This window comes from Modicisalibacter luteus DSM 23508 (assembly GCF_000378505.1).
Lineage (GTDB): Bacteria > Pseudomonadota > Gammaproteobacteria > Pseudomonadales > Halomonadaceae > Modicisalibacter > Modicisalibacter luteus.
On the sequence record NZ_KB899991.1, the window covers coordinates 345,236 to 368,279 of the forward strand.

Here is a 23,044-nt window from a genome sequence, read left to right on the forward strand (position 1 = left end):
TGTTCTCTCGTCGCTGGCCGCGATTATATCTCCTGTAGGCAGCCATGCACATGAAGAACCTACATAGTTCTTTTGAAGGTCGAAGCCCTCCGCCCGGAAAGGCTTAGCATGGCGGGTTCAAGTCCAAGCGCAACACTACAGACAGGCCATCCGATCTCAACATTGAAAGCAAAGCGTCGCAGCCTATTGGACCTATCTCGCGGCGTATAGAAAACTGAGCTAGCCCTCCATATGGATCCACTATCATCAGACCATTTACCACTGGAGGGGCCGGCCTGTATCTAATCCACTCATTGGCCCCTCAGGGCTAGCGGGGCTGGTCCCGTCTTGCATCTTCCTTGAGCCAGACAATGCGGATACAAGATCACCAGAAATGTCTAGCCCCTTTACTTAGTCAAGGAAAGGCAGTCACGCCAGGCGGCCCTAGCTACGTCTAGTATCAGATTATTTTTTTTCGCTAATCTGTTGATAAGAGGTAACCGTATTCGCCACTTGGGGGTGGAGCGCTCTAGGGGTCGCCACGATCGTCACGCCGGGGCGGTATTTCTGCTCAGGCCCCAGCAGATCACATACCGGACCACTATGCTGGAAACCCTGTACGGCCCGCGTCAACACGTCACAAGCCTTATTGCTGTCAAGCAGCTGCTCGGCTTCCTCCAGCTCGCTCAAGAGTTGGGCGAGAAGGCGCGAGTCCAAGGCTTCTTCTTCGGCACGCATAATCTTGGGGTGCGAAGTTCCTACGACATTGTCGCCGATCAACAATTCTTCATAGAGCTTTTCCCCGGGGCGCAGGCCGGTGAACTTAATCTCAATGTCCCCTTCGGGGTTGGCCTCATCCTTTACCTCAAGTCCTGAAAGCTTAACCATTCGCCATGCCAGATCGGCAATTTTCACCGAATCGCCCATGTCGAGCACGAACACATCGCCCCCCTCTGCCATAGAGCCTGCCTGGATTACCAGAAGCGCTGCTTCCGGTATAGTCATGAAAAAGCGGGTGATATCCGGATGCGTGACGGTAACCGGTCCGCCCTCTTTGATCTGGCGGCGAAAGAGGGGGACAACAGACCCAGATGAACCTAAGACATTGCCAAAGCGCACCATGGAGAAGACCGTCTTGGCCGAGGTTCGGGCCAGGTCCTGAAGCACCAGCTCCGACATGCGTTTGCTGGCCCCCATCACATTGGTAGGCCGTACCGCCTTGTCAGTCGAAACCAAAATACAGCGTTCGACGTCCAGCTTCGCGGCGCTCTCAGCAACCACACGTGTGCCCTGCACATTATTGCGCACACCTTCCAGGATATTGTTTTCTACGATAGGTACGTGCTTGTAAGCTGCTACATGGTAGATGGTTTGTACTTCGTAGCGCGCAATGACGGCCTCGACACGCTCACGGTGGCAGACGTTACCTAACAGAGGGTATACAGCAAACTGCTCATTCATGTCCGCTCTGATAGCTTCTAGCTCTTGGTCTATGCTATAGAGGCTAAATTCACTCAGCTCGAACAGCACTATGGCCCTTGGCCCGCAGCGTATAATCTGCCGACATAGCTCACTGCCGATCGAGCCACCCGCACCAGTCACCATCACGACCTTGCCTTGGATACTCGCTTCTAGTAGCTCTTCCTGAGGCGGCACCGGATCACGACCCAACAGATCTTCTAGATCAACTTCGCGCAGTTGATCGAGACTGGCTTCGCCGGAAAGAATTTCCGGCATCGACGGGACAGTCTGCACATGCACCGGAGCATCGGCCAACTGATCCAATGCAAACTTGCGTTGTTTCTTGGTGGCCGAAGGCATGGCCAGCAGTACTCGTGTGATGTTCAACTGCTCAATCACCGGCACAAATTCCGCCGGGTTATAGACCTTGATGCCCTTAATTGTGCTGCCCCATAACGCCTTATCATCATCCAGAAAAGCAGCCGTATAGAACTCACGACCGTTGGCTAGCGCCATAGATAATTGCGCACCAGCGCCTCCGGCTCCATAAATGGCTACCGCTTCTTTCTGAGTGTAATGCTTTATCAGCCATTGGTAATAAGAGCGTACTAACAGCCGTGTGCCGCCCACATATACCAACGTTACGAGAGCGAAGTTAACCGGTACCGAGCGTGGAAATCCCTCGAAGCGATAGAAGAATGCCGCCGCCCACATCATTATAGCCATCAGCACTGCGCCTTTAACCACCGCCCATAGCGCCTGCGGCCCCATGAAGCGCACCACTGCGCGATACAATCCCAGCCGTGCAAACACAAACACGCCCACTGGAGGGATCACTAGAAACAGCCACCAGTACGGAATGATATATCGCTCTGGCCACCACTCAGCGAAACGCAGCGCATACGCTGACCACAGCGCTACTGGCAACACCGCTAGGTCAGCGGCGACCATGATCGCTCGCTTCTTGGCACGGCTAAGCGTCGCTACTCCTTTATGAAGCTTTGTGGATCGGTACATTCAACATTCCAGATATAAAGGTATAGCTAATTTAAAGACGGCGAATGGCCCCAACGTTGCTCTCCATGTAGAGACGAGGCTTCAGTCAATTCCTAGCATGGCGATGATATCGCCTCATCCGCTTTGTCACTACGCCTCAACAAGAGCCATGGCGTTTGCTGGCGGATGGGCAGACATAAAAGATAGTGCTTCCTTATGATCGTTACGCCCGAGCATGGTTCCAAGCACGAGGGAATACGCCAAGGCCGATTCTACCCTCTAGGCTCACACACAACCAGAATTCCTCCTAGCTGACCTGCCATGCGATGCTCGGCGCCAGATCCCGTCACTTGCCCACGTATGTACAATGGGCGCCTTCTGTTACACATCCCACCAATTCGGGACACAGTGTGCACCGAATTGAACTGATCCGACTTCCGGTCGTTGTTAGGCGCCAAGAGTCAGGACGCCCAACCAACAGGCAATTCCGGTCAAATAGCACAGAGACAGCTCAGTCCGAGCAATATATTGCACATAAATAAAGCCACATGACATTTTTGCGCAACAAATTGCTCAGCAGCCATAATAGTGCGTATTATTGGGTAAAATATCGCTCAATCTAGCTTATGCCGCTTACTCTTCAGCTATTCCACCAGGGGCAATGGCACGATGCCGCCGAACTCACCATTGCCGACCCAACCCAGGGTCGGCAAGGACCGGTAGCGCTTGGCTATGAGACAAATTATGCCCTTGAATGGATGGACCGGGACGACGAGCATGCCTGCAGCATGAACCTTCCTGTCGAGTTGATGCTCAATCATCATTCATCACGTTGGTTCGGCTTTCTTGACGATATCATGCCGGCAGGCGCCAGCCGTCGCTACTGGGTGAGCCAATTGGGCATCGGCGGCTTACCCGCCCATCAGCAGGATTATGCCCTGCTGCATCATGGCACCATCGCACCAGTAGGTAATCTACGTATTAAGGAATCCCTGCCAGAGTTGCCCCAAACGAGCCGCCTGACGCGACGGCGCTTTCCCCTGCAGGAGGTTGTCGAACGCCATACTGATTTCCTCGAATATGCTCAGCAGATGGGCGCTGCCAGTGGAGGAGCTACTGGCGCCGGAGGCGAAGCACCCAAGCTGCTGCTGCGCTGCACCCTCGATGATCGTATTTGGATCGATACTTTCCAGGCAGACCTGACCTGCCAGGATCGGCACTATCTGGTCAAGTTCCCGCGTGGCAAGCGCAGTTCCATTGATGCGGACATCCTGCGTGCTGAGTATCACTATTACCAGGAGCTAGCCTCGCTGGGGCTCGAAACCATCGACACCGAACACATGCGCCTGATCGAGGGATCACGTGACCCTTCTCTTTGGCTACCTCGCTTCGATGTAGCGTTCGTCGACGGGCGACGAACCCTTTTTGGCCTGGAGTCGGTCTATGCCGTCATGGAACGTCCGCCGGGTACCTACCTGAATCACTTCGATGTCATTCGTACGCTGGTCAGCAAGTTGAGTCAGCAATATCGCGTCACGGAAGGCAGTGAAAGCTTCAATGCCGAAGCTTTTGTCGTGGAGATGGTCAAGCGGGACCTACTTAATGTCGCGTTTGGCAATTCAGACAACCATGGGCGCAACACGGCCTTGATCAAGCGACCAGAGGGAATATGGCTGGCGCCTATCTATGACTTTGCACCGATGAAAGCAGACCCGGAAGGCGTGACACGCACCTTACAGTGGGGCCCCCCCTATGAGGAAGGCGGCCGATTTGACTGGCATGCCATCGCAGAACAACTTGCCGACCTAGTGCCGCCCGAAACGCTCATGGCAGAACTACGCGAGATTGCCACCAGGCTAGTCGGTCTAAAAGCCCGACTCAGCGCGCGCGGTGTACCCGCGAGCGTGCTGGAAATGCCCGTCATGGGTTTCGATTACCTAGACGAAAAGTTGCGCTCGTGGGGGCTCGTATGAAAATGAAGCAGCGCTCGCCAGCCGAGAGAGAGGCCTTGCTTCTTGAGCTTTTGGACCAAATGCTTCGCGATGAGATCTCCGCAGGAAGCCTATTACGCAAACTACGCCGCGAAGTGCTTGGAATGTCGCAGACCCAGTTTGCGTCACTGGTTTCGGTCAGCCGCCGTACGCTTTCTGATATCGAAACTGACAAAGGAAGCCAATCATTGGCATTGCTTAACCGGGTATTCAGGCCCTTCGGCTTGAAAGTTGGCCTATTGCCAAGGCATTCACAGCTCATGCAGCAGCTAATGGAAAAACAAATGAAAGCCTAGAGGGCAACGTATTTTGCCCTGACGATGCTAGGCATCGAGGCCATCATGCTTCGAGGAACTCCTCCACCGAAGGTGGCCAGATGTTTGGGCAGGATTACCACAAAGAGACGCCTATCGATCAGAACTGCGCTCAACTAACCGTGACATCTTGTTCAACGCTAAAGACATCCCATTCCCGGCTTCAACGCATATACCTTTAGCGCCCTGTGCCCATGTGTCGACCTGCCTATACGCGGGAACCAAACGAGACCCAGACCACTCAAACTATTCTTGTCTGCCACGCACTCGTACGAGCCTCCTGTCGTACCCCAAGTTAGAAACGACTGGCATTGCTTCTAAGATTAGTGGCACTCCGAAACCTTACAATGGCAGCATAAGCGTACGTGCAACAGACAGCAGTTTCATGTCTTGAAATCGGTCGCATATCAGTTGAACACCAACTGGCAACCCTTGTTCAGTTTGGCTCAAAGGAAGGTTGAGACAGGGAACGCCAAGCAATGTCCACGCACGAGAAAATAAAGGATCGCCCGTGGAGGTTAATCCCTTGGGGGCTACACCCGGGCAACTAGGCGCAAGTATGGCATCCACGTCATTAGCGAAGATTGAGGAAAGCATGCAGCGGAGCTGTTCAGCCTCGCATTTCGCGTCTGAGTACCGAGCATAAGTAATTTGCATCCCCTCCTCGATCAGCTTGATGAGTTCTGTGCCCATCTTGTCGGCATGGCTTCGATATTCACTTGCCAATGATTGCGCCGCCTCGTAAGCAAGTATCGTATGCTGATGTTCAATCAGCGTATTAAAACGGGCATCTAGCGACAAGGGCACTGCCTCAGCGCCCATAGCAAGTAACCTAGCTTGGGCATGGCTTAATGCTTGCCGGACCTCAGGCGCTAGCGCCCTGTCAGTGGGTAGGCTACATACTCCAACTCGAATTCCCCTGAGTGCGTCAGGCAATGTATCAACCGCCTGCGCATGGGTAAGCGCTGAGAACGTGGTGCAAATATCGTCAATGCTATTTGCAAACCAGCCCAGGGTGTCCATAGAGGGTGCAAATGACTTTATGCCAGAGAAGCTAACGGTGCCTATCGTCGGTTTGTAGCCAAATACGCCACAGTAACTTGCTGGGCGGATAATACTTCCCACCGTCTGCGTCCCGAAAGCCAGAGGCACCATGCCGGCGGCAACTGCTGCTGCTGACCCACTTGAGGACCCACCAGGCGTACGCGAGAGATCGTGTGGGTTTCGTGTCTTGCTGGGCGTAAAGTAGGCTAGCTCTGTGGTCACTGTCTTGCCCAAAATCAACGCCCCCTGTCGCTTGAGCAACGTCACCAAGGAGGCATCATTCATAGACCCCGAACTATGAAGATAACCTCCGGTACCCCAGGATGTGGGCAGGTCACACGTTTCGATGAGGTCTTTGAGCCCTACCGGGATGCCTTTGAGCAATGCATTGTCAGTAAGCGACACATCGAGACGGGGTGTCTCGCCTGAGAGATATTCCCAAGCTTGGACTTCCGGCTCCTTCGCCTTGATTTGCCCCTGGCAAGCGTCCCACCAATCCAACAACTGGCTTTCGCCATTGGCAAGCCGTCGCTGAAAAGCTTCTATTGTCATAGCTTGTTGTGACTGCATTGCTGAAACCCCTTAATACGTTAGCCCATGCAGCAGATGGCTTACGGCATGGTCGGCTCGCCCAGTATTGCCAAGCTATTCCCTAATTTGTCTTCAATCGCCCGACCCACCGCTAGTAAGCGAGCGTCCTGCCAAGGGCCGGCCAGCAGTTGCAGCCCTACCGGCAGTCCCGCAGCGTCCTTGCCCACCGGCAAAGTCAAACCACACAGCCCCATGAAATTAGCCATTACCGTGTTGCGCAGGGCATGCATGTTAGCCTTTGGGTATGCCCCTTCGGGAACGAGGCTGTCTAGTGTAGGTGGGGTTATGGCTACGGTAGGTGTCAATAGAGCATCAACATGGGCAAGTCGCTCGGCAGCACTGGCCGATAACGCCTCGATCATGTTACGACGCCGTACGTACTCCCAAGCCGCAATGTCATCAGCGGCCTTGATGCGAGCTGCCACGTTAGGATCGAGGGAATCCATCATGTCGGGCAGTTCGGTGTTGAGAAAAGCAGCAAGCTCTGACGCAGCCAAGCCACCCAGTTGAAATAACTGATAGGCTTCATCAGTTCGCGGTAGATCAAGGGTAACGATACGGGCTCCGGCGGCTTCAAGCTGACGGATCGCTTCCTGCACCGCTTCGGCGATACCGGGGCTGCAGTCATCCCAGAAAAAAGTATCTGGCACACCGAAGGTCAAATCTGCCAAGTCGGGAGTATCAGGTAACCGGCTCCCTTTTCCAAAAAGCTCATCATCCAGTGCGGTAAAGGCGAAAGCCAAGTCATCGACACTGCGAGCCAGCAGGCCTGGGGTATCCAGCGTGGTGGAAAGCGGCACGATTTGCTGCGTCGGCCAGCGCCCAGCAGTCGTCTTGAGGGCGGCCACCCCCGTCATTGAGGCAGGAATACGCACTGAGCCGGCTGTATCGGTACCCAGCGCCAAAGCAGCAGTCCCACTGACCAAAGAAACACCGGCACCAGAGCTTGAGCCGCCCGGTGTCCGATGGTTTTTTATATCCCAAGGATTGCGGGGCGCCCCCCAGTGTAAGTTCGTTCCCAACCCCCCAAAGGCAAACTCTACAGTGTGTGTCTTACCCATCACGCTAGGCAGCTGGCGCAACAGTGCCGACACCATAGGGCCAGCCTTTTCCCAATGTGGGGGGAGTCGCCGCGCAGAGCCTGCGTAGGTCGGCATTCCCGGCACGGCAAAGATATCCTTGATCGAGACCGGGATACCCATCAATGGCCCCGTATCGCCTCCACTGGACAACACGGCATCTATCGCATGGGCTGATTTAAGGGCAGCCTCGCCGCGCCAGGTCAGGTAAGCGTGATCATGTTCGCCACGCGCCGCAAAATTCTCTAAAGCGGACTCAGCGAGCTCAACTGCGCTAAGTCTTGCCTGGCGCAGCTTGGTGTGCTGCTCACGCAACGGGAAAAAAACCGGAGAATCATGCATGTATGGGCCTCTTAAATTAACTCGTCACGATGAGCCGGCGCGAGATTGTTGGGTTAATTAATTCAGCAGCCGTCCGGCAGCCTCTGCCAGGACACGTGTTGCGCTTTCGGCATCGTCGCGCTCGATATGCTCGTCAGGATGATGGCTGATACCGGCCCGGCATGGAGTAAATAGCATTGCTGTGGGGCAAACATGGGCTAAATGAATGGCATCATGAAAGGCACCGGAGACGAGTTCCGGCACGTCCGAGCAGTCACTACTTGCGCTCTGCCGCAGCACTTCAAGCAAGGACTCGGGGAACTTCACCGGCGCTACGCGTGATGCCACCTTTAAGTGAACATCACAACCACGCCATTGACGCTCAGCCAGTTCACGGAAGCGCATATCGAGGGACTCCAGCACATTCTGGCTGGGATGGCGAAGATCAATAGTGAACGTTGCACGCTGGGCGATGGTATTGACGGAATCAGGCCAGAGCGAGAACTTGCCGATAGTGAAGCGTAATTCATCGCCCTGCTCATAAGCAGCAGCCTTCAGGGCCGTAATAAGCTCATGTGCAGCATCGAAAGCATCTCGACGTGCCCCTCTCGGGGTGGTACCCGCATGATTGGCCTGCCCTTCTACCGTAATCTCGTACCAGTTCACACCTTGAATACCGCTGACGACCCCCACGGATTTATGCAAACTCTCCAGTATCGGCCCCTGTTCGATATGCAATTCAAGGAAGGCATGAGGGACAAAAGGATCGGGGCGGAAGTCAAGCCCATGCGCGCCTAACAGGGCCAAACAGTCTTTCAGGGCATCACCAAAGCGCGTTCCATGGGAATCTACAGCTTCCACGATACTGGTATATTCGCGTTGTCCAGCGAACCATGAAGAGCCTGAAGCTCCTGGGGCGAAGCGTGCGCCCTCTTCGTTGGTCCAGGCCACGATCTCCAGCGGACGACGAGGAGTGATCCCTTCGTCAACAAGGGTGCGCAACGTTGCCAGGCCTGCCAGCACCCCTAATGCCCCATCGTGAGCTCCGGCACGAGGCTGACTGTCTAGGTGGCTACCAATGAGGAGAGGCGCTAAAGAAGGATCCTGCCCTTCGAGGCGCAGGAAGACATTGCCCAATGCATCGTAATGCACTGTGCATCCCAACGACGTCCCCTGCTCCACCAACCACAAGCGTGCTTGATTATCCTTTTCATCCAGCGCCAAGCGACATATGCCTTTAGGTTCGAGAGCGCCTATCTTCGATAAGGCCTCTACATCGTCCCAAAAGCGCTCGCCATCCAGGCGCTGGCCCAAACGTTGCCAATCGTTCATAGGTATCCTCACTAGTAAATCAGCGACGGCAGGAAAGTACTGAACCATGGCACGTAGGTAATAATTATCAGCGCGAGCAGCATCAGCCCGATCAGCGGTAAGCATGCTTTGAATACTTCCTGCAGGGACATCTTCGAGATCGCCATCGCAACGAACAGGTTGAGCCCCACCGGGGGTGTAATCATGCCTACTGAGAAGTTGATGAGGGTGATAACGCCGAAATGCGTTGGGTCTACTCCAACCTGAGCAGCAATCGGCTGCAGCAACGGGGAAAGCACGATAATCGCTGAGGCGCTATCAAGGAAGAACCCCGCAATGATCATCACGACATTAAACAAGGCCATGATCTGTATCGGATCTTCGGTCAGCGAGAGTACTTGGCTAGCCAGCTGTGTCGGGGTACCCGTGATGGCTAGTAACCAAGAGAAGGCCGAAGCACCGGCGGTAATCAGCAACAGGGAGGCTGACATCAGTCCAGAGCTCCTCAATGTACCGACCAGAGCCGCAAGGTTGATTTTTCGGTATATCACCGTGCCGACGAAGAGACCATACACACAAGCCACGGCAGCGGACTCTGTCGGGGTGAATACCCCACTATAGATCCCTCCGAGCAAGATAAACGGTAACCCTAATCCCCAAGCAGCTGATTTGAAGGCAGCCCCAACCTCACGAAGCGACGGGAAAGGGTTGCGTCCGTAACCCTTAAGCGAGGCATAAACGATGCAGTAGGCAATCAGGATTGAGGCAATCAAGATGGCGGGTAACAGTCCTGCTGCGAACAGCCTGCCAACTGAGGTACCTGTGACTGACCCATAAATGATCAGGGCAATACTCGGTGGCACGATGGGGCCAAGGGTCCCGGCTGTCGCGATCAGGCCAATAGCAAAGCTCTTGGCATAGCCAGCCGCAACCAAGGCCGGGAACATGATACTGCCAATCGCCACTACAGTGGCTGGACTGGAACCGGAAATAGAGCCAAAGAATAAACAGGAGAGAACCGTGGCGGCGCCTAAGCCTCCAGGCACCCAGCCAACCAACGCCTTGGCCAGTTCGATCAGGCGTTCGGACAAACCGCCGATACGCATCAGTTCGGCGGCTAGAATGAAGAAAGGGATAGCCATCAGCGAAAAGTTGTTCATGCCAGAGAACATTCGCATTGGCACGATGACAGGGTCGACATGACCGAAAAACTGAATAGCCAGGATGACAGAAAAGGCCAGCGCCGCAAAAATTGGCAGGCCTAGCAACAATACCCCAAAGAAGATGGGCAGCAATGCCGTTACCATGAGCCTTCCTCGTTATCTAAAATACGTTGGTAGATTGCCGCTCACACCAATTTGTCTTGCTCAGCGGCAAGCTCTTCGGCCAAGCTGACAGGTGGCTTCACCCAAGCCTCGCGGATGACCCAGCAGTAACGGATGATGAGCAGTACCCCCGATAAGCCAATAGGGAAATAAACCCATGCCATCGGCATACGTAGAGCGGGAGAAAGCATTCCTCGATCAAGCGTACTGCTGAAGAGCTTGAAACCGAGGTAAGCCAGAGCAATGGCGAAAGCGATACCCAGCACCGCAGAGGTAATGTGCAACCACCGGTTCACCGCGGGAGGTACCAGAGCATTAAGAACATCTACAGAAATATGAACTCCATGGCGAACCCCCATGCTGGCGCCTACAAAGCTCATGCAAACGATAGAATAGATAACGACTTCTTCAGCCCAAGATAAAGAGTTGTTAAAACCGTAGCGATAGACAACCTGGAAAGCAGTGACGGTGGTCGCAATCGACATGAATGCGACCATCGCCACGTTTTCCAAGCGATCAATAAGTTTATTGAGCGCTTCAAACATAGATCAGTACTCGATACCAGCGGCGTCGGTTGTTTTCTTCAGCAATTCGGGAGTCACGATATCCTCATATTCTTTGTAGACAGGAATACTTGCCTCGATGAAAGCGCTCCTTGCCTCTTCTGTGATCTCGTTGATCTGGATATCGCCCTTGATATTCTCAAGGATTTTGTCTTCCTGCTGCCGAGTAAGCTCACGAGATGTCTCGCGGCCGTTATCGAAAGCTTCGACCATAACCTTTTGCAGATCCTCGGGTAGCGATTCCCAAGATTGCTTATTCATGACTGTCGCATAGGCATGGTAGGCGTGGTTAGTCAACGATAGGTAATCCTGCACTTCATGGAAGCGCATGGTATAGATATTAGCCAATGGATTCTCTTGGCCTTCTACGACCCCCTGCTGGAGCCCGTTATAGACCTCAGTAAAAGCCATAGCCGTAGCATTGGCGTCGAAATTCTCATAAGTTGAGATAATAACCGGCGCCTGCATGGTCCGCATGCGGATGTCTTCGAGATCTTCTGGCGTTTCAATCGGACGGATATTATTGGTCATGTGCCGGAAACCAGCACCCCAGAAGTTGAACGCATGCATGTTGTCATCTTCGAGAGTATCGAGGATTTCACGGCCTACCTCGCCATCAAGAACAGTTACCATGGTCTCGTAGTCGGACAGCAGAAACGGCAAATCGAGAATCTGCATGCGTGGTTCGAAATTACCTAAAGTCGCAGTAGGCGGAATACCAATATCGACCAGCCCCATTTGAATCTGTTCGATGATTTCTACATCGCCCCCTACTTGAGCGGCCGGCAGCACCTCGATGCTAATCTGGCCATTGGATTTTTCCTCGACTTCCTCTTTGAAACGTAGAGCGGCTTGGGCGTTGGGGGTATCTTCGATTAGCACATGTGCAAAGGTGAAGTTGTATTCCGCAGCTTGCGCTTGAGTCATACCGAAAGAGACTGCAGCGATGGCAGTTGCTAATGAGATCTTAGTCATTTTATGGCTCATTTCATTACCTATCAGTCATTGTGGTTTTGCGAACACTGCTATTGCAGGGGTTATGCTACGTATGCCTGCTTCATCCGGGTAGAAACATCCTCCGTTGCTTCAATGGAAAGCATGACAGCGAGTGCCAATCGCGCCTTACGCGCACTGAGATCTGTGGCTGCAATTACACCGCGCTCCTCCAGGCTCGCAAGGCTGCCAGGAAATTCGTAGCTCGGATGGACCGGTCCTTGATAGCAGGAACTGACTACCAGCACCGGTATACCGACCTGCGCAGCTCGACCTATTGCATCTAGCCAACTGGGCGGTACATGCCCGCGCCCCAAACCTTCAATTACTAGCCCTTCAGCACCGCCCGAAATAGCGGCATCGATCATTGTGCTGCTGGCATCCAAGTAGGCAGGTACGATAGCAACTTGTGGGAGCATCTCGCCCAAGGGTAAAGGAGCCGGCCTGCGTACCGCCTGGGCCAGGTGCACTCGGCTGCCATCAACATATCCCAGTTTGCCATAGCCCGGTGAGTCAAAACCTTGGACTTGATACGTGCTGACCTTTCGTACATGGCGTGCGGCAAACAGTGATTCATTGAATACCACTACGGCCCCCACCCCCTGCATGACAGGATCCGCCGCTACAGTGATAGCATTTGCGATGTTGCGGAAGGCATCAGTACCCTCCTCGTGAGGAGCACGCTGGGAGCCAGTAATGACTAACGCACAGGCCTCAAGGGGTAATGTGACGTCTAGGAAATATGCCGTTTCTTCTAGCGTATCAGTCCCATGCGTAATGACGATCCCATCCACATCAGCTCTGTTAGCCAGCTCCTTACAAAGGTGATGTATTTTCAGCAAGTCCGCCAAGGTAATCGCATTGCTGGGTTTCTGCAGGATAGAGTGAACTTGCACATTCACCCCGCCATCTTTAGGTAAGGTGACATGCTCTAGCAGTGTCTCACCACTTAGCGCACCGGAAGCATTGCGGCCCGTGCCATCAAGTGCGCTGGCGATCGTGCCACCTGTGGTCAGCACGACGACATTTCGTTCTTTCATTGGTAATACACCGTGTTGCTGGCAAGGGCATTACCCTAAGCCCAGCTGAATACCCAACAGACATCTGATGTCTGATATCTATCTTCATGCTAGGCTTGCCTTGGCGCCTAGTACAAGGGCTACGTACCGCTTGGGGCCGAAAGTTATACTAATGGATAGTGCTGCAGTCCATGCGCAGCAGTATCACATGCTTTACCGAGACGAAAATCATGAGCCTTAAACATCAGCCGCATGTTCAATCGCTGGATTCCGACAGGCTAGGAGGAGCTATTAAACGTAGTTCTGTTGCTTTTCAGATATTAGAGCGCATCAAAACTGCGTTGATCCGTGGGGAATTGCGGCCAGGAGATTACTTGCCTTCAGAGACGGAGCTGACGCAGAGTCTAGGGATTGGCAAGTCGAGCGTGCGCGAAGCTATCAAGATGCTTCAGGCCATAGGCATCGTCGAAGTGAGGCGCGGCCAAGGCACTATTATTCGCCGAGAACCGGGCGATCCCCTTGTGGATCCTATGGCTTTCGGGATGATTCTAGCACGGGGGATGACCCGAGATGTTCTGGAGTTTCGCCGGATGTTCGAGCCGGCCTATACGCTCCAGGCGATGTCCAATGCTACCCCTGAAGACCATGCACGAATCCAGCAGACCATCGATGACATGGAAGCTGCCATCGCCCACGGTGAACAGACCTCCCATCACGATGTCGCCTTCCACCGTGCCATTCTTCACGCCACTCACAACCCGATGACGATTCGCGTGGGAGAGACATTACTGCAATTGATCGAGGCAGCGCTTGAAACATCCATGCAAACGCTGCCTGAAGTTGCTCTTAAAGACCATAAAAATATCTACAAGGCTTTTAAGGCTGGTGATGCAAAAGGCGTGCAGGATGCTATTGAAGTGAGCGGTAGAAGTTGGGAGACTGAACTTACTTATCCAGATCAGAAAGACGTATCCCTCAATACTTGAACCTCACCAACCCACCGGCCAGCATGCCGGGTATGGTGTAGCGGACACTGCAGTCATTCGCCAGATATTCATCTGCCCTGCCTGGCGACCGAAATCTTGGAGGCTGGGCGGGTGCTGCTTGCCGCTCGAGCCAGGCGGTGAATGCCTCCGGCTCCATCACGGCCACGTCAGATTCCATCAGCGAATGAAAATCCCGCTGCACTCGACACAGCCGTACAGTCTCATAACCCCACCGAAGCGCTTTAAGGGTTTACGGGGGCAGCATCCATTATGGCTTTGCCTTGCAGGTTCATGCGCTGGGGCATTTAAGCTTCAAGTCAGTCGTAAACTACTGTCAATCATTAGGTTCCAAGATTTCCCTAACAAGCGCCGGATCGGCTTTAAGCTTTCTAACGGCCGTTGCTTGACTGATGCTGAGATGACTAGCGGCAGCCCGCGTAGTCCCGTATTTCTCTACAGCTTCTCGTACCAAGCCAGCTTCGAAACGCGCCACGCGTGTTTTGAAATCCATTTCCGGTTTCTCGAGCGGGTTCGGACCTGGCCGGAGCTGTTTAGGTAAATCATCCGTGGCGATAAGTTCATAGGGTGAAGTCACAACTAACCGTTCGATGATATTGCGAAGCTCCCGAACATTGCCCGGCCAGCCATAAGTTAATAAACACTGTAATGCTCGTTCAGAAAGCCGCTTACTTAGGCCGTACTGTGCATTGAAATCGTCTAGGTAACGCTGTACCAAGGGAAAAATGTCTTCCCGGCGCTCCTTGAGGGGCGGGATATTGATCGGCACGATATTGAGGCGGTAGTAAAGATCATTACGGAAGCGCTTTTGCTCGACCATAGTCTCTAAGTCGACATTGGTGGCAGCGATGATCCGTAGATCCACTTCAATGGTGCGAGTGCCGCCGACGCGGCTGAAGGAGTGATCCTGCAACACTTGGAGCATCTTGACCTGTAGTTCCAGCGGCAACTCGCCGATTTCATCGAGAAAGAGCGTCCCTCCGTTCGCAGTCTCGATCAAGCCAACCTTACCCTGACGATGAGCGCCGGTGAATGCGCCGCTTTCGTAGCCAAATAGCTCTGACTCCAGTAGATCCCGAGGGATAGCGCCACAATTGATCTTGATGAAAGGCCCTCTACTGCGGCTACTTTCCCGGTGTATGAGCTTGGCTACAACCTCTTTTCCCACGCCCGATTCCCCAGTAATTAGGATGGTAGTGTCTACTTTTGCTACCCTGGCCGCCAAGGTGGCGATGCGCTGCATATTTGGGCTATTGAGCACGATGCCTTCGAATTTCAGGTTCGCACGTCGCAGCTCGCAAACCTCAGTCTCCATACGACGCAAATTGTCTTGTGCACGTGCCAGCTCCTCCTGCAACTTTAGCAATTCGGTGGTATCACGGGAGTTGATGATGACACGCCGGACTTTGCCCTCGTCGTTGAATAGCGGGATACCTGTGACCATTATCGTTTTGCCGGTATGCGTCCGCTGCACGGCTGTGATGCGTTGGCGCTCGGCAACCACGCGTCCGGCTATTACCGGTTTGATAAGGCCTTTTTTCTCGAATTCTGCAACGTTTTTGCCAACCATTTCTTCAGCTTTAAGATCGTAGTTGCGCTCGCTTCCCTCATTGACCATCAGCGTATTACCTTCGCCATCAGCCACGAAGATACCATCGAAGGAGTTACGAAATATTTCTTGGAAGTCCCGAAATGATTGCTTGAGTCGATTCAGTTCGGGCTGGATGCCTTCAAGCAGCGACATCGGCAATAGTAGAAGCGCACATGCGTTATCGAAGAGACGGACTGACCGGACGAAATGAGGCTCGTTACCAATACAGTACGACCCATGATCAGCAGCCTGCGAGGGGTCGGCTAATCTGCATAGCAGCGGCTCGCGTTGACACAGCTCTGCATAAGTTGTCGGTGCAGCTCCCAAGCTGCTACGTGCCGCTGGGTTGATGTAGAGGGTCTCACCGGGCTGTATCAGGATCACCCCAAGAGGAAGGCCTTCAAGCAAGCGGGCGGCTAAGCGAGGCTGTTCCATTCTATCTCCGTGAACGCATCGATCGGTGGGCCTAAGCGTGTCAAGAAGCACGTGTGCCTTTGGTGGCCTGTGCTCTATTTCAAACATGGCATTAGATTCAAATATGAATCAAACATACTCAAATATGAATCACTCGATAGTCGAACCCGGACTGATATTCTGTCTACTGCCGGTGAGTTAATTTCAACTTATTGTTTTAGCTAAGAAAGGCACTGACTGGTCTACGGTTTGCCAAACACTAAGGAGCGCAACGCATGCCAGCCTCAACGGGTGAGTTGCCCAAACCTTACCGGAGGGAAAACAATGAGCGCATATAAGAAGGAGGCAGTCCTGACGATAGGCTTTTTTGTTGCCTATATACTAATGGCGCATACGGCTCCATGGGCCATCGTCTTGGGCGTCGACAACTCGGTCCGAGTGCTCGGATTCCCGCTGCACTATTTTTTGGCGGTTGTAATGGGATGGTTCGGCGTGCTCGCTGTATCGATCGCCTGGAACCATTACGCCGACAAACTTGAAGAAGAGATTATAGCCGAGGACGAAAACTGCACTCCGGCGCACAATGACAAAATGCTCTTCAAGGCGCCTGATACTCCCTCTGTCCTCAGCGAGAAGAAGCAAGGATCACTCAGGGAGGGAACCCAATGAACGATATTATCTGGCAACTGGATAATCTCTGGCTGGGTATTGGCATTACAACTGCCGTCTTTTGCCTCTATTACGCTGTCGCGCTATACGCCCGCACCGACACGCAGGATACGGCGGATCTTTATGTCGCCGGGCGCTCGATCGGCCCCGTAATGAACTCGCTGGCTGCGGCTTCGACGTGGATGAGCGTTGCCACTTTCCTTGGTGTAGTGGCGCTTATTCAACAGCTTCATATGCCTTTCGTTTATATGTGGATCCAGCTCATCGTCAGCCTCCCGCTGTTAGTGCTGTTCTATGGTGCCATGCTGCGACGGCTCGGCGTTTTTACCTCCGTTTCTTTCGTTCGGATCCGCTACGGGCAGCCTGTCGCCTACGTGGCGGCGGTCTGGATGCTGCTGATCATGCTGATGTACATGATCGGGCAGTTTGTGGGGATCGCCAAGGTATTCGAGGTTCTACTCGGTCTACCTTACCTCCCGTCGCTAATCCTCTCTGCGTTGGTTATTACAGGATACATCTCTATCGGCGGTATGAAGGGAGCAACCTACAACGACGCCATCCAGATGGTCATCATGATGATTGCGCTAGTTGTGCCGCTCGCCGCAATCCTGAAGCAGATGGGGGCGACGGGGTACGCTTTTCCGCCGCTTGGCTATGGCAACATGACCGACGTTATGCTGGCCAAATTTCCTGAATTCTTTGATCTGAAATTCGATCCCCGCTTCTACTTGGCCCTATTCGTCGCTCTCACTTTGGGCATTTTGGGCCTACCCCAACTAGCGCAGCGTGTCCTGACATCTTCCAACATGAAATCCGCACGACGCGTGGTGCCTTGGTTCTGTCTGTGGGTCGGGCTGGCCTTCTCCGCCACCTACGCCATGGGCTTCGCCGGCGTGTTCCATTTCGCCAGCCTGGGACAAGAGTTACCGCCGGAGGCCGCCGATAAAACCACATTGCTACTGAACCTTGCCTATAACCCCGACTGGGTTAGTGGCTTTGTGATAGCAGGGGTGCTTGCTGCTGGGGTCTCTACCATTGCCGGGCTAATGATAGGTGTCGCCACGGTTGTCGCCCACGACATCGTAGGCATGTTGCGCCCACAACTACCAGAGAAGAAACGGCTGCGCTGGGGCTATATAGGTCTGGCCGGAACTGGCATCGTGTCGCTACTGATTTCGCTTAAACCGCCCGCGTTCCTGGTCGTCTCAATATTCTGGGCCTTTGGCCTGTGTGCGAGCGCTGTAACGCCAATGATCGTTCTTGGCGCCTGGTCCACACGAATCAACCGCTACGGTGCCTTGGCTGGCAGCCTAATAGCCGGTTTGCTTTATATCGCACTGTCCCCGTATGTATTTCCAGGCTTCGCAGTCGGCAATGGACTTGTCGCCAAGCTCGGTTTTGCACCCGCTCTGATTACGGTGCCGGTCGGATTCCTCGTAACGGTGTTCATGTCACTGGGTTACGAGCGGGTGGCCGGGCCTGCTTACCAAGATGTTGTCTCCCAAGCGCATGAGCTAGTGGAAGGCATGCACGGCTGGCGTCACGTTTCAGGTAAGCGTTATGCCGGTACCACATGGCTGTGGATTCTTTGTGTGCTCTGGCTTCCGGTTCTTATTTGGGGGCTGCAGCCATGGTGAGCCTAGCACGGCCTTTGCCTGAGCGACTGGCCGGCATCGGCGTGTTGATGCTCGGTGTGGCGTGGAGTCTCGGCATGGCGCTGGCTAACTGGGATCAGGTCCGCGCTGCCGGACTGCCGATGGGCAGTGCCCTGCTGATGACAACGGTGGGCGGTATGCTGACGGTCGCAGGTGTTTGGTTCGGCGTCGGAGCGGTGGCCTGGGCGATGGGACGGCTGCTCGGCGGTAAGGCACGCTTCGTCAGGGTATTGTTTGCCGTTTCCGCCGCTGCGCCACCGCTTTGGGTTGCTGCTCCCGTAGCGATTCTGGCACTAAATGGGGAGAGCTCCATTGCACCTCTGCTAGGGCTTGTGGTCCTTGGCACTGCCACCGCACTAGGCTTCCTCGCATCGCTGGTAACCGCATTACGAGCGGTAGAGGGCTTTTCTTGGTATCGAGCCTGCGGTTGTGCGGTGCTCACCTTTATGTTCTGTGCCAGCTATCTCTCTCTGCAATGAATGCAAACGCAGGCGGCGACCGGATTCGGTTGTCGCTTCATCAAGGAGAAAAATCAATTATGAGCACTTTTGTTTTCGATGCCTATGGCACGCTATATGACGTGAATTCCGTCGCCACAGCCACGGAGGAAGCCTTTCCGGGATACGGCGATACTATTACACAGGTCTGGCGGCTCAAGCAGCTCGAATACACCTGGCTTCGCTCGCTGATGGGGCGCTACGAGGACTTTTGGTCTGTCACCCAGGAATCGCTCGCCTACACACTCAATACGCTAGGGCTACAAGCGGGGCCGGAAACATTCGATAGTATTCTAGATCGTTATCTTCATCTCACCCCGTACCCTGACGCACTGGAAGCACTCGAGGGGCTGCGCGCCGCCGGTCACCAGGTGGCAATACTTTCGAACGGCAGCCAAGGAATGCTAGACGCCTTGGTAAAAAACACTGGCCTCGATACTGCTCTCGATGCGGTGATTAGCATCGATGAAAAGCGTCTATTCAAGCCAACCCCCGAGGCATATTCCCTGGTTGCGGAAAAGCTGGGAGCATCGACGGACGAGGTAGTGTTCGTCTCGTGCAATCCATTCGACACCTGTGGCGCGAAGAGCTTCGGCTTCAAAGTGGCCTGGATCGAGCGCGTCCCGGCGATCTCACTACAGGCTGAAGTTCATTCTGGGCAGAGTCTCGAACCGAGCACCATGTTCAAGGTACTACGCATGCGCATGGACGAACTCAACCTCGATCCAGACGTTCGAATCCATACGCTGCTAGATCTGATCGGGCTGGAAGCCAACGCCTGACTTACTGGCCGCGCCGCTTCGGTGTCGCGGCCATATTTCGCTACGCATGCGTCCTCGGGGTCCCAGTTGATGCTCACAACACAGAAACGTCGATGAGATCGATTGTCTTTGCCATTGCACAGCGAGTTTCCCAGATAGCCTGGCTGACACACGTGCCCATAAATTCGTTCGCAGTTGCCATTGGTTTGAGCAGCTTCACCATTACTTTTCGCGAGGTGGAGCGTGCCTTCGGCTTTGCCGGCATAATTGCCGAAGCCATCGCGTTGTTAGCAGTGCTCAGTTTCATGTTCGCGGCCGGCCTTTATCTGGGCAAGACACTGATGCACTGGTCTCAAGTACGACGCGAGTTCAGCGACCCAGCTGAGATGCAATTATTTGCAATGGTCACAATAGCGTTGCTGCTTTTGGCTTTGGTCATCCGGCCGTATGGCGGTGCAGTCACCTTCATAATATGGTCAGTGGCCGCGCTCTCGCATCTCGCGCTTGTGATTGTCATCGTTAGGGGCTGGATCCTCAATGCGTTTGAGACCAGAACGTTCAGTCCGGCCTGGATGCTGTCGGTGGGCGGCATTCTGGTTGCCTCCATGACAGGGGCTCGGCTCGGCTTCGTCGAGGTAGCATGGTTCTTTTTATCCTCGGGTTTAATGATGTGGATCATCATGTTCACAATCGCTATTCACCGACTTACCTTTCACGAACGAATTCAGACGTCGCTGACCCCCTCCCTATTCCTCCTGATGACGCCGCCGTCTGCAGCCTTTCTGGCCTATCTGCAGCTAAATGGTGATCAGCTGGACGTGCTTGCACGAGTATTGTTTTTCACGGCGCTCTTTTTGGCCGGCATTCTCGCCAGTCTCGCCCCAGTGCTGCTTCGTGTAGGCTTTTCTCTGGGCTGCTGGGCCTTCACTTTTCCCTCAGCAGCGTTGACGATAGCGACGCTACGCTATCATGGCCTTGTCGCAAATAGCCTGTCGTTAGCGCTCGCCAGCGTAATTCTGAGCATTGCCATTCTACTCTTTGTTGCTACCTGCTGGCGCACCATTGGCTGGCTACTGAGCTTTATGCGCATCCAACATAAGCTGGATTTTGAGGGTGATAGGCCCTGTAGCGCTGGTCGCAAACGGTACGGTCCAAAGATGGTCGGGCATGCCAAAAATAGTTGGCATTGAGTAATATAGTTTTGGAGAAAGTAAATGGTATCTGAGCAACTGAACCAGACGATAAAGGCCTTGCAGCGTCCCGAGAGAGATGTACCGGTCCGGCCATTACCCGAGCATCGTGTAGATGCGGAACTGGCCCCCACTTATCAGGACCTGAAGGCTACGCTGGGCGTGCCTTGGGTAGGTGTGATCACGCAAGCCGTGGCCCATTACCGTCCGTTCTTTGTGGAGGCTTGGCGGCAATTTCAGCCCTCGGCGCGTTCGCATTATTTCGAGTCCTGTTGCGATGCTATCCGCCTGACGGCCTGGGAGCAGGCCGGGGATGCCTTCGACATCGAGTCGCGTACGGGCTCACTGCGCCAGCTTGGTTATTCTGATACCGAACTGGCGCAGATACGCGCGACGCTGGATGTGTTCGATTACGGCAACCCTAAGTATCTGGTCTTGGCGACGGCGATCCAGCAGAGCCTTTGTCATGGCCGGAAACTGGGAGGCGATCCGGCTCAAAATCGGCGAGACAGCATGCCCCGTGCCCCCATCTACCAGACCGATCCTATACCAACGATGATCGAGGAACACCATGCAGTAGAGAGTCTGAATGCGGTATACGAGGATATTAAAGCAACACTGAATCTTCCTTTCGTTAACAGCGACTACAAGGCGATGGGACGCTGGCCTAGTTATTTGGCGCTAGCCTGGGGCGACCTCAAGCCATCAATCGATAGCGACCCTTATGTACGTATTCGCCAGTTGATCCACGAGCAAGCGATAGCGACTGCGGAAAAACTACCGCACACATATTTTTTAGACAGAACACGTGCGATTCAAGCAGGTTTGAGCGAAGAACAAACTGACGAGCTCATGCAGGTGATTAGCTTATTTCAATGGCTTCTTTCTGGACTCATCCTCAATGTTACGCACTTTAAATTAGCTATGAGAGAAAAGACAAACAAGTAAACCCTGCTGGTTGCCATGACCCTTTATAGCTCCCCAGTGCTATATAGCTTGGAATGACAGCCCACCAGCTTCGCATGTAGCAGCGATTCGTGTGTTATCCACGAATTGTCGATTAGAGCTTTGCTTGGCTGGAAGCTCTTAGGCGCAGCCCGGGTAGACTGACAACCAAGATTCTCTCGGGCCGAGATCGCTACAGCGATAGATTTCGCCGTTACTGCGACCGGTGCAATTATGCGGAACGAGAAATATGGGAGGAATTATGGAGGAACTTTGCTTCCTTGATTCAACCATAAACGCAGCACCTGCGGTCTTCAATGCCTATGCTACCGCGCAGTGGCTCTTCGATGACAACCCTAAAGGGACGCATGGCAGTCAATCTGATGTTAAAGGTAAGTTTCGGAGCAACTGGCTTAAACAGCATAGATTTGGGCACTGCCGACGCACGACACTAAAGTGATTAGGGAGAACCCAATACAACCTTGTCAGACCGCACAGCTCGCTGGGCTATTGCCGCCCATAGCATATGCCCAGCAACTTGCATAAAAGAGCGACATATCACATTAAAGACGGACCTAAACCAAGAGGAAGGTCAAAAACCGACAGTCTCCCCAAGCTTCAGAATAGCTAGCGGCACATCTGATCAAGGCTCAAACCAACCACTGCCAACTCATCACCATACCATCTCGGCAATTGTTTATTAACTAAAAGCTTGCTCAAAAGCTGTAGTGTCCTGCTCATCCTCGAAGCGTATACGTAAATGCTGTTGCTCTTCGCCTTCTAAAATCTCAACTTGGTATCTAGCCTCGCACTTCGATTGGCACCAACGGTTAATACTTTTCAAAGCGAGTAGCGCGCTTTCTTGGCTTCGGCCTTGGGGAATAGCGATGGTGACTTCCTGCCACTGGTCGTACGTCATGAGTTGATCTCCTTAATTATTCTGGTAATGAGTCGTTATTGCCAATCTTCGAGAGCAGCCATCCTGGCATTCAGTTTTGCTCGCTCGGCTAAGGCGTTATTACTAGCTTGGCGATGCTTGGCAACTTCTTCCGTGGTAAAAGGAATAAAGTTGTTCACCGGCGTTTTATGCTTCAGCACCCAGTTGAGTACTGCAGCGGTCTGCCGATCCGTTAAAGGGGAATTGGCCACGCCAGGAGCCCTGATCAGATAGGGCCGTCCTCCCTTTACGCCAAGGTAACGGTGGGCCTGATTCAATGCAGGTATGGTGCCCACGTTGACGTTAGCACTGTTTCCGTGACATCCCCGACAGCTCATCTGGTAAAGCGAGTAGGCGCCTTTGGGCCAGGGGCCTATCGTTTCCGGAGGAACGT

Annotated in this window: 20 protein-coding genes; 9 read left to right on the forward strand and 11 right to left on the reverse strand. The window is 53.7% G+C overall.

Annotated elements, in window-relative coordinates:
• Positions 1 to 444: 444 nt before the first annotated feature.
• A complete protein-coding gene (locus F568_RS0106290) occupies positions 445 to 2,457 on the reverse strand; it encodes a polysaccharide biosynthesis protein (RefSeq protein WP_051087928.1) in 2,013 nt (670 codons plus the stop codon).
• Positions 2,458 to 3,062: 605 nt separating this feature from the next.
• Between F568_RS0106290 and F568_RS0106295 the strand changes: the two genes are divergently transcribed.
• Both F568_RS0106295 and F568_RS0106300 read left to right on the forward strand, forming a co-directional pair.
• Positions 3,063 to 4,409, forward strand: a complete 1,347-nt coding sequence (locus F568_RS0106295) for a type II toxin-antitoxin system HipA family toxin (RefSeq protein WP_019017868.1) — start codon at positions 3,063 to 3,065, stop codon at positions 4,407 to 4,409.
• Positions 4,406 to 4,723, forward strand: coding sequence for a helix-turn-helix transcriptional regulator (locus F568_RS0106300; protein WP_019017869.1), 318 nt, complete (start codon positions 4,406 to 4,408; stop codon positions 4,721 to 4,723). Before F568_RS0106295 ends, F568_RS0106300 begins: the two co-directional genes overlap by 4 nt.
• A 360-nt stretch (positions 4,724 to 5,083) precedes the next feature.
• Here the strand turns inward: F568_RS0106300 and F568_RS0106305 are convergent, their stop codons facing one another.
• From F568_RS0106305 to F568_RS0106335, 7 genes are all read right to left on the reverse strand, one after another.
• Positions 5,084 to 6,355, reverse strand: coding sequence for an amidase (locus F568_RS0106305; protein WP_019017870.1), 1,272 nt, complete (start codon positions 6,353 to 6,355; stop codon positions 5,084 to 5,086).
• Positions 6,356 to 6,396: 41 nt separating this feature from the next.
• Positions 6,397 to 7,797: an amidase gene (locus tag F568_RS0106310; RefSeq protein WP_019017871.1), complete on the reverse strand. Its 1,401-nt coding sequence runs from the start codon at positions 7,795 to 7,797 to the stop codon at positions 6,397 to 6,399.
• A gap of 57 nt (positions 7,798 to 7,854) precedes the next feature.
• Positions 7,855 to 9,108, reverse strand: a complete 1,254-nt coding sequence (locus F568_RS0106315) for a M20 family metallo-hydrolase (RefSeq protein ID WP_019017872.1) — start codon at positions 9,106 to 9,108, stop codon at positions 7,855 to 7,857.
• Between the two features lie 11 nt (positions 9,109 to 9,119).
• Complete coding sequence (locus tag F568_RS0106320) at positions 9,120 to 10,394, reverse strand: TRAP transporter large permease (RefSeq protein ID WP_019017873.1); 1,275 nt, start codon at positions 10,392 to 10,394, stop codon at positions 9,120 to 9,122.
• 41 nt (positions 10,395 to 10,435) lie between these two features.
• Complete coding sequence (locus F568_RS0106325) at positions 10,436 to 10,957, reverse strand: TRAP transporter small permease (protein ID WP_019017874.1); 522 nt, start codon at positions 10,955 to 10,957, stop codon at positions 10,436 to 10,438.
• Positions 10,958 to 10,960: 3 nt separating this feature from the next.
• On the reverse strand, positions 10,961 to 11,950 hold the full coding sequence (locus F568_RS0106330; protein WP_019017875.1) for a TRAP transporter substrate-binding protein: 990 nt from the start codon (positions 11,948 to 11,950) through the stop codon (positions 10,961 to 10,963).
• A gap of 62 nt (positions 11,951 to 12,012) precedes the next feature.
• The gene (locus tag F568_RS0106335) at positions 12,013 to 13,008 is read right to left on the reverse strand and encodes an asparaginase (protein ID WP_019017876.1); all 996 of its coding nucleotides are present in this window, start codon (positions 13,006 to 13,008) and stop codon (positions 12,013 to 12,015) included.
• 209 nt (positions 13,009 to 13,217) lie between these two features.
• Here F568_RS0106335 and F568_RS0106340 point away from each other — a divergent pair, with 209 nt between their 5' ends.
• Positions 13,218 to 13,973: a FadR/GntR family transcriptional regulator gene (locus F568_RS0106340; RefSeq protein WP_040475992.1), complete on the forward strand. Its 756-nt coding sequence runs from the start codon at positions 13,218 to 13,220 to the stop codon at positions 13,971 to 13,973.
• A 334-nt stretch (positions 13,974 to 14,307) separates the two neighbouring features.
• Here the strand turns inward: F568_RS0106340 and F568_RS0106345 are convergent, their stop codons facing one another.
• Positions 14,308 to 16,017 carry a sigma-54 interaction domain-containing protein gene (locus F568_RS0106345; RefSeq protein WP_019017878.1) on the reverse strand — a complete coding sequence of 570 codons (1,710 nt, stop codon included), beginning with the start codon at positions 16,015 to 16,017 and terminating at the stop codon, positions 14,308 to 14,310.
• Between the two features lie 303 nt (positions 16,018 to 16,320).
• Here F568_RS0106345 and F568_RS22320 point away from each other — a divergent pair, with 303 nt between their 5' ends.
• The 6 genes from F568_RS22320 to F568_RS0106375 all read left to right on the forward strand — a co-directional run bounded on the left by F568_RS22320 (position 16,321) and on the right by F568_RS0106375 (position 21,716).
• Entirely contained in the window at positions 16,321 to 16,665 is a 345-nt protein-coding gene (locus F568_RS22320; RefSeq protein ID WP_019017879.1) for a hypothetical protein, read from the forward strand.
• Positions 16,662 to 18,302 (forward strand): sodium:solute symporter family transporter, encoded by a 1,641-nt coding sequence (locus F568_RS0106355; RefSeq protein WP_019017880.1) that lies wholly within the window; start codon positions 16,662 to 16,664, stop codon positions 18,300 to 18,302. The genes F568_RS22320 and F568_RS0106355 overlap by 4 nt, the downstream gene beginning before the upstream one ends.
• The gene (locus F568_RS0106360; RefSeq protein WP_019017881.1) at positions 18,296 to 18,799 is read left to right on the forward strand and encodes a YIP1 family protein; all 504 of its coding nucleotides are present in this window, start codon (positions 18,296 to 18,298) and stop codon (positions 18,797 to 18,799) included. Before F568_RS0106355 ends, F568_RS0106360 begins: the two co-directional genes overlap by 7 nt.
• A gap of 59 nt (positions 18,800 to 18,858) precedes the next feature.
• A complete protein-coding gene (locus F568_RS0106365; RefSeq protein WP_019017882.1) occupies positions 18,859 to 19,599 on the forward strand; it encodes a haloacid dehalogenase type II in 741 nt (246 codons plus the stop codon).
• A 92-nt stretch (positions 19,600 to 19,691) separates the two neighbouring features.
• Entirely contained in the window at positions 19,692 to 20,768 is a 1,077-nt protein-coding gene (locus tag F568_RS0106370; RefSeq protein ID WP_019017883.1) for an SLAC1 anion channel family protein, read from the forward strand.
• Positions 20,769 to 20,792: 24 nt separating this feature from the next.
• Complete coding sequence (locus F568_RS0106375) at positions 20,793 to 21,716, forward strand: halocarboxylic acid dehydrogenase DehI family protein (RefSeq protein WP_019017884.1); 924 nt, start codon at positions 20,793 to 20,795, stop codon at positions 21,714 to 21,716.
• Positions 21,717 to 22,413: 697 nt separating this feature from the next.
• Here the strand turns inward: F568_RS0106375 and F568_RS0106380 are convergent.
• Positions 22,414 to 22,632, reverse strand: coding sequence for a hypothetical protein (locus tag F568_RS0106380; protein WP_019017885.1), 219 nt, complete (start codon positions 22,630 to 22,632; stop codon positions 22,414 to 22,416).
• A 35-nt stretch (positions 22,633 to 22,667) separates the two neighbouring features.
• Positions 22,668 to 22,862: a hypothetical protein gene (locus tag F568_RS25360; protein ID WP_194512040.1), complete on the reverse strand. Its 195-nt coding sequence runs from the start codon at positions 22,860 to 22,862 to the stop codon at positions 22,668 to 22,670.
• Between the last annotated feature and the right edge of the window lie 182 nt (positions 22,863 to 23,044).